General features: G+C 57.4%; 11 protein-coding genes, 4 tRNA genes and 2 rRNA genes (1 of these 17 cut by a window edge). All 17 read right to left on the bottom strand.

Going from position 1 to position 13,739, the window contains the following annotated elements; translation table 11 throughout:
- Positions 1-41: 41 nt before the first annotated feature.
- Positions 42-4,115 carry a DNA-directed RNA polymerase subunit beta gene (rpoB, locus tag ACZ9C1_RS20960; protein WP_031314438.1) on the bottom strand — a complete coding sequence of 1,358 codons (4,074 nt, stop codon included), beginning with the start codon at positions 4,113-4,115 and terminating at the stop codon, positions 42-44.
- 220 nt (positions 4,116-4,335) lie between these two features.
- Positions 4,336-4,701 carry a 50S ribosomal protein L7/L12 gene (rplL, locus tag ACZ9C1_RS20955; protein ID WP_003255496.1) on the bottom strand — a complete coding sequence of 122 codons (366 nt, stop codon included), beginning with the start codon at positions 4,699-4,701 and terminating at the stop codon, positions 4,336-4,338.
- A gap of 77 nt (positions 4,702-4,778) precedes the next feature.
- Positions 4,779-5,279, bottom strand: a complete 501-nt coding sequence (gene rplJ / locus ACZ9C1_RS20950) for a 50S ribosomal protein L10 (RefSeq protein ID WP_023628748.1) — start codon at positions 5,277-5,279, stop codon at positions 4,779-4,781.
- 198 nt (positions 5,280-5,477) lie between these two features.
- Positions 5,478-6,173: a 50S ribosomal protein L1 gene (gene rplA / locus ACZ9C1_RS20945; RefSeq protein WP_023628747.1), complete on the bottom strand. Its 696-nt coding sequence runs from the start codon at positions 6,171-6,173 to the stop codon at positions 5,478-5,480.
- Positions 6,173-6,604, bottom strand: coding sequence for a 50S ribosomal protein L11 (gene rplK / locus ACZ9C1_RS20940; protein WP_011531881.1), 432 nt, complete (start codon positions 6,602-6,604; stop codon positions 6,173-6,175). Before rplK ends, rplA begins: the two co-directional genes overlap by 1 nt.
- A gap of 119 nt (positions 6,605-6,723) precedes the next feature.
- Entirely contained in the window at positions 6,724-7,257 is a 534-nt protein-coding gene (gene nusG, locus ACZ9C1_RS20935) for a transcription termination/antitermination protein NusG (protein ID WP_023628746.1), read from the bottom strand.
- A 9-nt stretch (positions 7,258-7,266) separates the two neighbouring features.
- Positions 7,267-7,635 carry a preprotein translocase subunit SecE gene (gene secE, locus ACZ9C1_RS20930; RefSeq protein WP_476254338.1) on the bottom strand — a complete coding sequence of 123 codons (369 nt, stop codon included), beginning with the start codon at positions 7,633-7,635 and terminating at the stop codon, positions 7,267-7,269.
- 44 nt (positions 7,636-7,679) lie between these two features.
- Positions 7,680-7,755, bottom strand: a tRNA-Trp gene (locus tag ACZ9C1_RS20925).
- Positions 7,756-7,809: 54 nt separating this feature from the next.
- Positions 7,810-9,003, bottom strand: a complete 1,194-nt coding sequence (gene tuf, locus ACZ9C1_RS20920) for an elongation factor Tu (RefSeq protein WP_038707241.1) — start codon at positions 9,001-9,003, stop codon at positions 7,810-7,812.
- Positions 9,004-9,082: 79 nt separating this feature from the next.
- A tRNA-Thr gene (locus ACZ9C1_RS20915) sits at positions 9,083-9,158 on the bottom strand.
- A 28-nt stretch (positions 9,159-9,186) separates the two neighbouring features.
- Positions 9,187-9,260, bottom strand: a tRNA-Gly gene (locus ACZ9C1_RS20910).
- Positions 9,261-9,284: 24 nt separating this feature from the next.
- Positions 9,285-9,368 (bottom strand) — tRNA-Tyr (locus tag ACZ9C1_RS20905).
- 152 nt (positions 9,369-9,520) lie between these two features.
- Positions 9,521-9,946: a hypothetical protein gene (locus ACZ9C1_RS20900; RefSeq protein ID WP_110703880.1), complete on the bottom strand. Its 426-nt coding sequence runs from the start codon at positions 9,944-9,946 to the stop codon at positions 9,521-9,523.
- An 11-nt stretch (positions 9,947-9,957) separates the two neighbouring features.
- Positions 9,958-10,707: a pantothenate kinase gene (locus ACZ9C1_RS20895; RefSeq protein ID WP_139668113.1), complete on the bottom strand. Its 750-nt coding sequence runs from the start codon at positions 10,705-10,707 to the stop codon at positions 9,958-9,960.
- Positions 10,697-11,656 (bottom strand): bifunctional biotin--[acetyl-CoA-carboxylase] ligase/biotin operon repressor BirA, encoded by a 960-nt coding sequence (gene birA / locus ACZ9C1_RS20890; RefSeq protein ID WP_102684361.1) that lies wholly within the window; start codon positions 11,654-11,656, stop codon positions 10,697-10,699. Before birA ends, ACZ9C1_RS20895 begins: the two co-directional genes overlap by 11 nt.
- Before the next feature lie 179 nt (positions 11,657-11,835).
- Positions 11,836-11,951 (bottom strand): 5S ribosomal RNA (gene rrf, locus ACZ9C1_RS20885).
- 137 nt (positions 11,952-12,088) lie between these two features.
- A 23S ribosomal RNA gene (locus tag ACZ9C1_RS20880) occupies positions 12,089-13,739 on the bottom strand; it runs 1,243 nt beyond the window's last position.

Genomic DNA, 13,739 nt, shown 5'->3' with positions numbered 1-13,739 from the left:
AGGGAGTGGGCATTACCTGCCCACTCCCCTCGCGTCACGTGTTATTCGGTTTCCAGATCGATATCGATACCGAGGGAACGGATCTCTTTGATCAACACGTTGAAGGACTCGGGCATGCCCGGCTCCATACGGTGATCGCCATCCACGATGTTCTTGTACATCTTGGTACGGCCGTTCACGTCGTCCGACTTCACTGTGAGCATTTCTTGCAGGGTGTATGCCGCGCCGTATGCTTCCAGCGCCCACACTTCCATCTCCCCGAAACGCTGACCACCGAACTGCGCCTTACCACCCAGCGGCTGCTGGGTAACCAGGCTGTAGGAACCAGTGGAACGCGCGTGCATCTTGTCGTCCACCAAGTGGTTCAGCTTGAGCATGTACATGTAACCAACGGTCACCGGACGCTCGAACTTGTTGCCGGTACGGCCATCGAACAGCACCATCTGGCCGCTCTCTGGCAGATCTGCCAGTTTCAGCATGGCCTTGATCTCACGCTCCTTGGCACCGTCGAAGACTGGAGTGGCCATCGGCACGCCCTTCTTCAGGTTGTTCGCCAGGGCGATGATCTCTTCGTCGGTGAACTCTTCCAGGTTCTCCTGACGACCACCGATCTCGTTGTAGATCTCGGTGAGGAAGGTGCGCAGTTCAGCGGCTTTGCGCTGCTCTTCGATCATGCGGTCGATCTTCTCGCCCAGGCCCTTGGCCGCGAGGCCCAGGTGGGTTTCAAGGATCTGACCGACGTTCATACGCGAAGGTACGCCCAGCGGGTTCAGTACGACGTCGACCGGAGTACCGTTGGCGTCGTGCGGCATGTCTTCGACCGGCATGATTACCGAGACGACACCCTTGTTACCGTGACGACCGGCCATCTTGTCACCCGGCTGGATGCGACGGCGGATTGCCAGGTAGACCTTGACGATCTTCAGTACGCCCGGAGCCAGGTCATCGCCCTGCTGCAGCTTGCGCTTCTTGTCTTCGAACTTGTCATCCAGCAGGCGACGGCGATCGACGATGTACTGCTGAGCCTTTTCCAGCTGCTCGTTCAGTGCATCTTCGGCCATGCGCAGTTTGAACCACTGGCCGTGCTCCAGACCGTTCAGCACGTCGTCGCTGATCACGGTGCCTTTCTTCAGGCCCGCGCCACCGTCAACCACCTGGCCGTTCAGAGCCGAACGCAGACGCTCGAAGGTCGCGCCTTCGACGATGCGGAACTCTTCGTTGAGGTCCTTGCGGATCTCGTCCAGCTGCATCTTCTCGATGGCCAGGGCGCGGCTGTCGCGCTCGACGCCATCACGGGTGAAGACCTGTACGTCGATGACGGTACCCTTGGTGCCGGTCGGCACACGCAGGGAGGTGTCTTTGACGTCGCTGGCCTTCTCACCGAAGATCGCACGCAGCAGTTTTTCTTCCGGAGTCAGCTGGGTCTCGCCTTTCGGAGTGACCTTGCCGACCAGAATGTCGCCAGCGCCGACTTCGGCACCCACGTAGACGATACCGGCTTCGTCCAGCTTGTTCAGCGCAGCTTCACCGACGTTCGGGATGTCCGCGGTGATTTCCTCTGGGCCAAGCTTGGTGTCACGGGCCACACAGGTCAGTTCCTGGATGTGGATCGTGGTGAAGCGGTCTTCCTGAACCACACGCTCGGACAGGCAGATGGAGTCTTCGAAGTTGAAGCCGTTCCACGCCATGAACGCGATGCGCATGTTCTGACCCAGTGCCAGTTCACCCATGTCGGTGGACGGGCCGTCGGCCATGATGTCGCCACGCGCAACCTTGTCACCCTTGCTGACCAGCGGACGCTGGTTGATGCAGGTGTTCTGGTTGGAGCGGGTGTATTTGGTCAGGTTGTAGATATCCACACCTGCTTCACCAGTCTCGACTTCGTCGTCGGCAACGCGCACGACGATACGGCTGGCGTCGACCGAGTCGATCACACCACCGCGGCGAGCAACCACGCAGACACCGGAGTCACGGGCAACGTTGCGCTCCATGCCGGTACCTACCAGCGGCTTGTCGGCGCGCAGGGTCGGTACAGCCTGACGCTGCATGTTGGAACCCATCAACGCACGGTTGGCGTCGTCGTGCTCGAGGAACGGAATCAGCGACGCGGCAACCGAAACTACCTGCTTCGGCGAAACGTCCATCAGGGTGACGTCTTCCGGCGCCTTGACGGTGAATTCGTTCAGGTGACGAACAGCTACCAGCTCATCGATCAGCTGCTTCTTGTCGTTCATCGCGGCCGAAGCCTGGGCGATCACGTGATCGGCCTCTTCGATGGCGGACAGGAACACGATGTCGTCGCTGACCACGCCTTCCTTCACCACACGGTACGGGCTTTCCAGGAAGCCGTACTGGTTGGTGCGGGCATAGGCCGCCAGGGAGTTGATCAGACCGATGTTCGGACCTTCAGGAGTCTCGATCGGGCACACGCGGCCGTAGTGGGTCGGGTGTACGTCACGGACTTCGAAGCCAGCACGCTCACGGGTCAGACCGCCCGGGCCGAGTGCGGAGACGCGGCGCTTGTGGGTGATCTCGGAAAGCGGGTTGTTCTGGTCCATGAACTGCGAAAGCTGGCTGGAGCCGAAGAACTCTTTCACCGCCGCCGCAACCGGCTTGGCGTTGATCAGGTCCTGCGGCATCAGGCCTTCGCTTTCAGCCATGGACAGACGCTCTTTGACCGCGCGTTCAACACGCACCAGGCCAACGCGGAACTGGTTCTCGGCCATCTCGCCGACGCAACGGACGCGACGGTTACCCAGGTGGTCGATGTCGTCGACGATGCCTTTGCCGTTACGGATATCGACCAGGGTCTTGAGGACCTCGACGATGTCTTCCTTGCTCAGCACGCCCGAACCTTCGATCTCGGTGCGACCGATACGACGGTTGAACTTCATGCGGCCAACAGCGGACAGATCGTAACGCTCGGCGCTGAAGAACAGGTTGTTGAACAGGGTCTCGGCGGCGTCCTTGGTTGGCGGCTCGCCTGGACGCATCATGCGGTAGATCTCGACCAGCGCTTCCAGTTGGTTGCTGGTGGTGTCGATCTTCAGCGTATCGGAAATGAACGGACCGCAGTCGATGTCGTTGGTGTACAGCGTCTCGACGCGAACGACCTGGGCCTTGGCGATCTTCACCAGCAGGTCGGTGGTCAGCTCGGTGTTGCACTCGGCAATGATCTCGCCGGTAGCCGGATGCACGATCGCCTTGGCGGTGGTGCGACCCAGTACGTACTCCAGCGGAACGTCGAGCTCTTTCACGCCAGCCTTTTCCAGCTGGTTGATGTGGCGCGCGGTAATACGGCGGCCTTGCTCGACGATGACCTTGCCGCTGTCGTCATGGATATCCATGACCGCAACTTCACCACGCAGACGCTGAGGCACCAGTTCCAGGCTGAGCTTCTCGCCGGAAAGGTGGAACACGTTGGTGGTGTAGAAGGTGTTCAGAACCTCTTCGGTGCTGTAACCCAGGGCACGCAGCAGTACCGAGGCCGGCAGTTTGCGGCGACGGTCGATACGTACGAACACGCAGTCTTTCGGGTCGAACTCGAAGTCCAGCCACGAACCGCGGTAAGGGATGATGCGCGCGGAGTACAGCAGCTTACCGGAGCTGTGCGTCTTGCCACGGTCGTGGTCGAAGAACACACCAGGCGAACGGTGCAGCTGGGAGACGATCACACGCTCGGTACCGTTGATAACGAAGGTACCGTTTTCAGTCATCAGGGGAATTTCACCCATGTAGACTTCTTGCTCTTTGATGTCCTTGATCGCTTTATTCGACGATTCCTTGTCGAAGATGATCAGGCGCACCTTCACCCGCAGCGGGACCGCGAAGGTCACACCGCGCAGGACACATTCCTTCACATCGAAAGCCGGCTCGCCCAGGCGATAGCCGACGTACTCCAGGGCAGCATTGCCGGAGTAGCTGATGATCGGGAATACCGATTTGAAGGCCGCATGCAGACCGACGTCGCGGAACTGATCCTTGGATGCTCCCGCCTGCAGGAATTCGCGATACGAATCCAGCTGGATGGCCAGGAGGTACGGCACATCCATGACGTCCGGCAACTTGCTAAAGTCCTTGCGGATACGTTTTTTCTCAGTGTATGAGTAAGCCATCAGCATTCCCCAGCTTGGTCACCTGCTTGTTTGGCATCTCCCGGCGGGAGCAGCCAGAAAATCGTGCAAACCCTTTGGTTTGCGCCACCCTCTTGGGTGTCTTGCAGCTCGTTATCGGGGCCGACCTGATCGGCCACCAATAACGGAAAAAGGCCGGTGGCATAAGCCACCAGCCATCAGCCCTTCGCTTGACGCTCGGGCTGGCATCGCAAAGTCGAAATTACTTCAGCTCGACTTTAGCGCCTGCTTCTTCCAGCTTCTTCTTAGCGTCTTCAGCGGCTTCTTTCGAAACGCCTTCAGCTACAACCTGAGGAGCGCCATCGACTTTCTCTTTGGCTTCTTTCAGGCCCAGACCAGTCAGCTCGCGAACGGCCTTGATCACGTTTACTTTCTTGTCGCCGGCTTCAACCAGAACAACGTTGAACTCGGTTTGCTCTTCAACAACGGCAGCGGCAGCAGCTGGGCCGGCAGCGGCAACAGCAGCGGTAACGCCGAAGGTTTCTTCCATTGCTTTGATCAGCTCAACAACTTCCAGAACGGTTTTCTGGCCGATTGCTTCGATGATTTGCTCGTTAGTCAGAGACATGACTTAAATCCTGTATTGGGGTGACAGCCTACGCAGCTATCAAATTAAACGTATGATTTGAAAGAGTTTCCGGTGCCTTAGGCAGCGGTGGCTTCTTTCTGGTCGCGAATGGCTGCCAGGGTACGGGCCAGCTTGCTGGTAGCGCCTTGAATCACGCTCATCAGCTTCGCGATGGCTTCGTCGCGGGTCGGCAGGGTAGCCAACACGTCGATCTGGTTCGCTGCAATGAACTTGCCGTCAAACGCAGCTGCCTTGATCTCGAACTTGTCCTGACCCTTGGCGAACTCTTTGAACAGACGAGCAGCGGCGCCCGGGTGTTCGTTGGAGAAAGCGATCAGGGTCGGGCCAGTGAAGGCGTCGTTGAGGACACTGAATTCAGTGTCGGCAACAGCGCGCTTGAGCAGGGTGTTACGTACGACACGTACGTATACGCCAGCTTCACGAGCCTCTTTACGGAGTCCGGTCATTGCGCCTACAGTCACACCACGGGCATCAGCCACGACAGCGGACAGAGCGACTTTGGCAGCCTCGTTGACTTCAGCGACGATGGCCTTCTTGTCTTCGAGTTTAATTGCCACGGGTAAAACTCCTGCTTGTTACCGTTTCATCTGGCCGAAGCCGGATGTCGTTTTGGTGTCTGATTCGGTAAGGAACCGGGAGCACCATCTGCGTAGGCTGGTTGTTTAAGGCTTGCGCCGCCTACGGTCTTGGATAGCCCCCGCCAGGCAGGGACCCCAATTTTTGCTGCCGGCGAGCTTACACCCGCCGGCATGGTCTTACACGTCCAGCGAGCTCTGATCGATGATCAGACCTGGGCCCATGGTGGTGCTCAGGGTAACGCGCTTGACGTAGATACCTTTCGAGGAAGCCGGCTTGATACGCTTCAGATCAGCGATCAGGGCTTCAACGTTTTCCTTCAGCTTGCCAGCTTCAAAGCCGATCTTGCCAACGGAGGTGTGGATGATACCGTTCTTGTCGGTACGGTAGCGAACCTGACCAGCCTTGGCGTTTTTCACGGCAGTGGCTACGTCTGGGGTAACGGTACCGACTTTCGGGTTAGGCATCAGGCCGCGAGGACCCAGAACCTGACCCAGCTGACCTACAACACGCATGGCATCAGGCGATGCGATGACGACGTCATAGTTCAGGTCGCCGCCTTTCATTTCGGCAGCCAGATCGTCCATACCTACGCGGTCAGCGCCGGCAGCCAGAGCGGCTTCAGCAGCCGGGCCCTGGGTGAAGACGGCAACACGTACGGTCTTGCCAGTGCCGTGCGGCAGCACGGTAGCGCTACGTACGACCTGGTCGGATTTACGCGGGTCAACACCGAGGTTGACGGCGATGTCGTAGGACTCGACGAACTTGGCAGCAGGCAGCGAGGCCAGCAGAGTTGCCGCTTCTTCGAAGTTGTAGGCCTTGCCTGCTTCGATTTTTTCGGCGATTGCCTTTTGGCGCTTGGTCAGCTTAGCCATTACACACCCTCCACGTTCAGGCCCATGCTGCGGGCAGAGCCAGCGATGGTGCGTACAGCAGCGTCCAGGTCAGCGGCAGTCAGGTCAGCCTGTTTGGCTTTCGCGATGTCTTCCAGCTGAGCGCGGGTAACGGTACCGACTTTAACGGTGTTCGGGCGAGCCGAACCACTGGTCAGGCCAGCAGCTTTCTTCAGCAGAACCGAGGCAGGGGTGCTCTTGGTTTCGAAGGTGAAGCTACGGTCACTGTAGACAGTGATGATCACTGGAGTCGGCAGACCTGGCTCTTGACCCTGAGTACGGGCGTTGAAGGCCTTGCAGAATTCCATGATGTTAACACCGTGTTGACCCAGTGCTGGACCAACGGGTGGGCTTGGGTTGGCCTGGCCGGCCTTTACTTGCAGCTTGATGTAAGCCTGAATCTTCTTAGCCATGAGCTACTCCAAAATCGGGTACAAACGCCAGATGGCTCCCCGGATGACTTGCGTTTTATCCCAGTGACGACAAAACCCCGCAGCACATAGGGCTGCGGGGTATGGGATGCTTCGTCCTGCTAGACCTTCTCGACCTGGCCGAACTCGAGCTCCACCGGAGTAGAGCGACCGAAAATGAGCACTGCAACCTGCAGGCGGCTCTTTTCGTAGTTAACCTCTTCGACGGTGCCATTGAAGTCAGCAAACGGACCATCAACGACTCGAACCACTTCACCCGGCTCGAACAACGTCTTCGGCTTCGGCTTGTCACTACCATCGGCAACGCGACGGAGGATTGCCTCGGCCTCTTTATCAGTGATCGGCGCAGGCTTGTCTGCGGTACCACCAATGAAACCCATGACCCGAGGGGTGTCCTTGACAAGGTGCCAAGTCCCTTCGTTCATTTCCATCTGGACCAATACATAGCCAGGGAAGAATTTGCGCTCGCTCTTGCGCTTCTGGCCGTTGCGCATTTCAACGACTTCTTCGGTCGGGACCAGGATCTCGCCGAATTCGTCTTCCATGCCAGCCAGCTTGACGCGCTCGATCAGGGAGCGCATCACATGCTTCTCGTAACCCGAGTAAGCATGCACTACGTACCAACGCTTAGCCACGGGACACCCTTAGCCAACAATCAAGGAGACCGCCCAGCCGAGCAGGGAGTCGAGCCCCCACAGCAGCAGTGCCATAACCAGAACAACAGCCACGACAATCAGCGTGGTCTGAGTGGTTTCTTGGCGGGTCGGCCACACGACTTTACGGATCTCGGTCCGCGCTTCCTTCGCCAGCGTGAAGAACGACTTACCCTTCACAGTCTGCAAGGCAACGAAGCCTGCAACCGCAGCCAGGGCGAGAAGTGCAAGAACGCGGTACAGGATCGGCGACGCGGAGTAATACTGATTACCCACAACGGCGACAACCACCAAAGCCACTACAGCCAGCCACTTGAACAAGTCGAAACGCGATTCTTGGGCTTCAGTTTTGGGAGTCATCGGGGAGGATCCTGTAAGAAGAAAGCCAATCACACCGAGGTGAATGGCAGGTCAGGAGGGAATCGAACCCCCAACCTACGGTTTTGGAGACCGTCGCTCTGCCAATTGAGCTACTGACCTGTAACGCTGTATCAGGCCGGCCATTATACCGGCCTGATCAAGTAAATCAACTACTTATTCGATAATTTTTGCTACGACACCGGCGCCGACGGTACGACCGCCTTCACGGATGGCGAAACGCAGACCGTCTTCCATTGCGATGGTCTTGATCAGGGTGACAGTCATCTGGATGTTGTCACCTGGCATTACCATTTCAACGCCTTCCGGCAGTTCGCAGTTACCGGTCACGTCAGTGGTACGGAAGTAGAACTGAGGACGGTAGCCTTTGAAGAACGGAGTGTGACGACCGCCTTCTTCCTTCGACAGGACGTAGACTTCTGCGGTGAACTTGGTGTGCGGCTTGACCGAACCTGGCTTGACCAGAACCTGGCCACGCTCAACGTCGTCACGCTTGGTACCACGCAGCAGAACGCCGCAGTTCTCGCCAGCACGACCTTCGTCCAGCAGCTTGCGGAACATCTCAACACCGGTGCAGGTGGTGGTGGTGGTGTCACGCAGACCAACGATTTCCAGGGCGTCCTGAACGCGGACGATACCACGCTCGATACGACCGGTAACAACGGTACCACGACCCGAGATCGAGAATACGTCTTCGATTGGCATCAGGAACGGCTGATCGATGGCACGAACTGGCTCAGGGATGTAGGCATCCAGAGTTTCTACCAGCTTCTTGACAGCGGTAGTGCCCATTTCGTTGTCGTCTTTGCCTTCCAGCGCCATACGAGCCGAACCGATGATGATCGGGGTGTCGTCGCCTGGGAAGTCGTAGGTGGACAGCAGGTCGCGAACTTCCATCTCGACCAGTTCCAGCAGCTCAGCGTCGTCTACCAGGTCAGCCTTGTTCAGGAAGACCACGATGTACGGAACGCCAACCTGACGGGACAGCAGGATGTGCTCACGGGTTTGTGGCATCGGACCATCGGCGGCCGAGCAAACCAGGATCGCGCCGTCCATCTGGGCAGCACCGGTGATCATGTTCTTCACGTAGTCAGCGTGACCTGGGCAGTCAACGTGAGCGTAGTGACGAATGTTCGAGTTGTACTCGACGTGCGCGGTGTTGATGGTGATACCGCGAGCTTTTTCTTCCGGAGCCGAGTCGATCTTGTCGAACTCAACGACGGCCGAACCGAAAACTTCGGAGCAGACGCGGGTCAGCGCTGCAGTCAGAGTGGTCTTACCGTGGTCAACGTGGCCGATAGTGCCGACGTTAACGTGAGGTAGCGAACGATCAAACTTTTCCTTAGCCATCGATACAGTCCTCCGCAGAAGAAATAGTCATACCGCTGATAAAACAAAGGCAGATATTTTCATATCTGCCTTGTTTATATGGAGCTCTTGAGCGGACTTGAACCGCTGACCTCACCCTTACCAAGGGTGTGCTCTACCAACTGAGCTACAAGAGCGAAACACTTTGTGCAACAACAGCAAACTTGGAGCGGGTAGCGGGAATCGAACCCGCATCATCAGCTTGGAAGGCTGAGGTTCTACCACTAAACTATACCCGCGGAGCTTGCAGCTCTCGCTAAAACTGGTGGAGGGAGAAGGATTCGAACCTTCGAAGCTCTCGCAACGGATTTACAGTCCGTCCCCTTTGGCCGCTCGGGAATCCCTCCAGATGTGGCCGGCATTCTATTTGTCTGCCGCCCCAGTGTCAAGCGTTTTTTCAAATTTTTTCAATCAAATCTGAAACTTAGCTGCTTTGACACTGCCTCCAGATCTACCACCTAAGTGATGTTCCCTGTGAAGCGGGCGCCATTCTATCAAGCTATTCAGCAGTTGCAATACCCTCGCACAAAATAATTTTGTGTTTTAAGTCTTTGAAATCCTTGGAAAGAGTCGAGAGCACAGCTGGGTCCAGCAAACGCTCGCTTTCCGGGGCAACCTTGAGCCATAGCCCCTCGGCACCCGGGAGCTGACCAACCACTGGCAGGGCAGCGATATCCAGACTGACCAGCCGCTGACGCAAGGCCTCGAGTTGCTCGGGCGCAGTCATCCCCCCAACAACCAGACATTCGTCACGGCGTCGGGCGGGCGCCGCAACTCCGGTTTCACGCAACAGGCGGATTTCCTGCTGGGAACCTTTGTACAAAGCCAACGGGGCGACTTCCTTGACCCTCAGGGGAGCTTCCTGCTGATGCCACACGTAATAAAAGACGTTGAGCACAACCAACAGCAGAAACAACCAGCGCATAGTCAGTCACCTCAGTTCAATGGACAGGCCATGGCCAAACCGACGAATACCAGGTCCGGCACGATCCGAGCCTTCGGCGCCGCCTCCTGCACCAAGGGCGCATCTCCACCAGTCAGAAAGACAGTGAAGTCCTCACCCCACATCGCCCTGGCCTGCTCGACCTGGGTACGGGCGAAGCCCTGGAGCATCAGCACACAACCACGCTCGACCGCCTCGACGGTCGAGCGCCCCGGCGCCAGGCTGTTCAGGGCGCGCTCGGCCGACGCATCGTCATAGCGAATACGCCGGGTATGGGTACGCAACTGGCTACGCATCAGCGGCATGCCCGGGCAGATGTAGCCACCAAGGTGCTCACCATTGGCCGCGACGAAATCGGCCTTGGCCGCAGTGCCGAAATCGATGACCAGGCAAGCACGCTTGGCCAGGTGATAGGCGCCCAGCGCCCCCAGCCAGCGGTCCATGCCCAGGCGCTGATAATCGTCATAGCCATTGCGCACGCCAGCCATTTCCCTCACAGGCTGGGCCACGTTTGCCTCGACACCGAACGAGGCCTGGATCAGCGCACACAGCGATGAAGTTTCCTCTTCACTGCGTACACTGACCATGCGGCAAGCAGTCAGACGCAGGCTCGAGAGCCCCGCGACAGCTGCGACCAATGCCTGGTCGGAGTCCACGATGCCACCACCGTTGATGGTGGCGTCGGCTGAATGGATGACGCGCCACTTGATAAAGCTGTTTCCACAATCGAGCTCAAGAATCATCACGCAACCTCAGGCTCAGCTCGCCGCCGCTGAAGCTCTTCTCCACACCATCGACCTCCAGACGCAAGCCGCCCTGGCCATCCACCCCCAGCGCGACGCCTTCGATACGCGAGGTGCCCGCGACAAGTGAAACTTTACGCCCCTGCCAAAGATGCGCCTGTTCCCATTCTTCCTGGAACGCAGCGAAACCATAGCGGCGATGGCGACCAAGCTCGTGTTGCAACTGCTGGCTGAGCACCGCCACCAGATGGTTGCGATCCACCAATTGCCCAGCTTCGCCGCGCATAGAGGCCCATTGCTGATCGATCTGTTCGTTGCCCTGCATGTTTACATTGATACCAATACCCAGCACTACATGGCAGACGTCCGCAGGATCCCCGACCAGCTCCAGGAGGATCCCGGTGATCTTGCGCCCGCCGGCAAGGACATCGTTGGGCCACTTGAGCCCCACATCCTTTAGCCCGAACGCCTGCAGTGTACGCATTACCGCCAGGCCGACCACCAGGCTCAAACCCTCGAGCTGACGCATGCCACCATCGATGCGCAAGACCAGGCTGTAATAGAGGTTTTCGGCAAAAGGACTGACCCACGGGCGCCCGCGCCGACCGCGACCTGCACTCTGGCGCTCGGCCAGCACCAGAAACGGCGCAGCCTGCCCTTGCGCGACCAGCCTTAGCCCTTCGGCATTGGTGGAGTCGATGGTTTCGTGAATGAACACCGGCCATGGCTCGCCCTGGGAGAACTTGGCGATCGCCTGCGCTTCGAGCAGGTTCAACGGCGCCGCCAGCTGATAGCCGCGGCCACGGACCTTGTGAATGGTCAGGTTCAGTTCGCTCTCCAGGTGCTGCAGCTGCTTCCAAACGGCGCTGCGACTCACCCCAAGGGCGGCCCCCAGGGCTTCTCCGGAATGGAACCGGCCATCCTTGAGGAGGTTCAACAACTTCAGCATGCCAATCTCGACTCGAAATAAGGCTGGCATGATAGCCACGCCCCGAGGGCTTGCATAGGAAAAGGGCTACCGTTGGCATTGCAGGCGACGCGCTCCTACAAGGGAGCGCATCGACTTGCCAAAAGCACAAAAGACAAAACCCCTACCTGCTCGCGCAGATAGGGGTTTTGCGAAATGAATCTTGACGATGACCTACTCTCACATGGGGAAACCCCACACTACCATCGGCGATGCATCGTTTCACTACTGAGTTCGGGATGGGATCAGGTGGTTCCAATGCTCTATGGTCGTCAAGAAATTCGGTTGCCAGTACGTCCTTGCAGACATGCCAGCCAATTCGGATATGCGATATTTGTGGTTCGTCGCGAACTTTCGGTTCGTTTCGTCTTCACCACCACAATTTGGCCTCAGCGCAAATTGCTTGGGTGTTATATGGTCAAGCCTCACGGGCAATTAGTATTGGTTAGCTCAACGCCTCACAGCGCTTACACACCCAACCTATCAACGTCGTAGTCTTCGACGGCCCTTCAGGGAGCTCAAGGCTCCAGTGAGATCTCATCTTGAGGCAAGTTTCCCGCTTAGATGCTTTCAGCGGTTATCTCTTCCGAACATAGCTACCCGGCAATGCCACTGGCGTGACAACCGGAACACCAGAGGTTCGTCCACTCCGGTCCTCTCGTACTAGGAGCAGCCCCTCTCAAATCTCAAACGTCCACGGCAGATAGGGACCGAACTGTCTCACGACGTTCTAAACCCAGCTCGCGTACCACTTTAAATGGCGAACAGCCATACCCTTGGGACCGGCTTCAGCCCCAGGATGTGATGAGCCGACATCGAGGTGCCAAACACCGCCGTCGATATGAACTCTTGGGCGGTATCAGCCTGTTATCCCCGGAGTACCTTTTATCCGTTGAGCGATGGCCCTTCCATACAGAACCACCGGATCACTAAGACCTACTTTCGTACCTGCTCGACGTGTGTGTCTCGCAGTCAAGCGCGCTTTTGCCTTTATACTCTACGACCGATTTCCGACCGGTCTGAGCGCACCTTCGTACTCCTCCGTTACTCTTTGGGAGGAGACCGCCCCAGTCAAACTACCCACCATACACTGTCCTCGATCCGGATAACGGACCTGAGTTAGAACCTCAAGGTTGCCAGGGTGGTATTTCAAGGATGGCTCCATGAGAACTGGCGTCCCCACTTCAAAGCCTCCCACCTATCCTACACAAGCAAGCTCAAAGTCCAGTGCAAAGCTATAGTAAAGGTTCACGGGGTCTTTCCGTCTAGCCGCGGATACACTGCATCTTCACAGCGATTTCAATTTCACTGAGTCTCGGGTGGAGACAGCGCCGCCATCGTTACGCCATTCGTGCAGGTCGGAACTTACCCGACAAGGAATTTCGCTACCTTAGGACCGTTATAGTTACGGCCGCCGTTTACCGGGGCTTCGATCAAGAGCTTCGCTTGCGCTAACCCCATCAATTAACCTTCCGGCACCGGGCAGGCGTCACACCCTATACGTCCACTTTCGTGTTTGCAGAGTGCTGTGTTTTTAATAAACAGTCGCAGCGGCCTGGTATCTTCGACCGGCGTGGGCTTACGCAGCAAGTGCTTCACCCTCACCGGCGCACCTTCTCCCGAAGTTACGGTGCCATTTTGCCTAGTTCCTTCACCCGAGTTCTCTCAAGCGCCTTGGTATTCTCTACCTAACCACCTGTGTCGGTTTGGGGTACGGTTCCCAGTTATCTGAAGCTTAGGAGCTTTTCTTGGAAGCATGGCATCAACCACTTCGCGCTCTAATGAGCACTCGTCATCAGCTCTCGGCCTTGAGATCCCGGATTTGCCTAAGATCTCAGCCTACCACCTTAAACTTGGACAACCAACGCCAAGCTGGCCTAGCCTTCTCCGTCCCTCCATCGCAATAACTGGAAGTACAGGAATATTAACCTGTTTTCCATCGACTACGCTTTTCAGCCTCGCCTTAGGGACCGACTAACCCTGCGTCGATTAACGTTGCGCAGGAAACCTTGGTCTTTCGGCGTGCGAGTTTTTCACTCGCATTGTCGTTACTCATGTCAGCATT

The sequence above is a fragment of the Pseudomonas sp. TE21435 genome (assembly GCF_056279265.1).
Note: the sequence above shows the minus strand (reverse complement) of the source record. Positions and strands in the feature narration are given on the sequence as shown.

Bases quoted from the DNA above. Each gene is read 5' to 3' on its own strand.
- rpoB (WP_031314438.1), bottom strand. From the start codon at position 4,115: ATGGCTTACTCATACACTGAGAAAAAACGTATCCGCAAGGACTTTAGC.
- rplL (WP_003255496.1), bottom strand. From the start codon at position 4,701: ATGTCTCTGACTAACGAGCAAATCATCGAAGCAATCGGCCAGAAAACC.
- rplA (WP_023628747.1), bottom strand. From the start codon at position 6,173: ATGGCTAAGCTGACCAAGCGCCAAAAGGCAATCGCCGAAAAAATCGAA.
- rplK (WP_011531881.1), bottom strand. From the start codon at position 6,604: ATGGCTAAGAAGATTCAGGCTTACATCAAGCTGCAAGTAAAGGCCGGC.
- secE (WP_476254338.1), bottom strand. From the start codon at position 7,635: ATGACTCCCAAAACTGAAGCCCAAGAATCGCGTTTCGACTTGTTCAAG.
- tuf (WP_038707241.1), bottom strand. From the start codon at position 9,003: ATGGCTAAGGAAAAGTTTGATCGTTCGCTACCTCACGTTAACGTCGGC.
- ACZ9C1_RS20900 (WP_110703880.1), bottom strand. From the start codon at position 9,946: ATGCGCTGGTTGTTTCTGCTGTTGGTTGTGCTCAACGTCTTTTATTAC.
- ACZ9C1_RS20895 (WP_139668113.1), bottom strand. From the start codon at position 10,707: ATGATTCTTGAGCTCGATTGTGGAAACAGCTTTATCAAGTGGCGCGTC.
- birA (WP_102684361.1), bottom strand. From the start codon at position 11,656: ATGCTGAAGTTGTTGAACCTCCTCAAGGATGGCCGGTTCCATTCCGGA.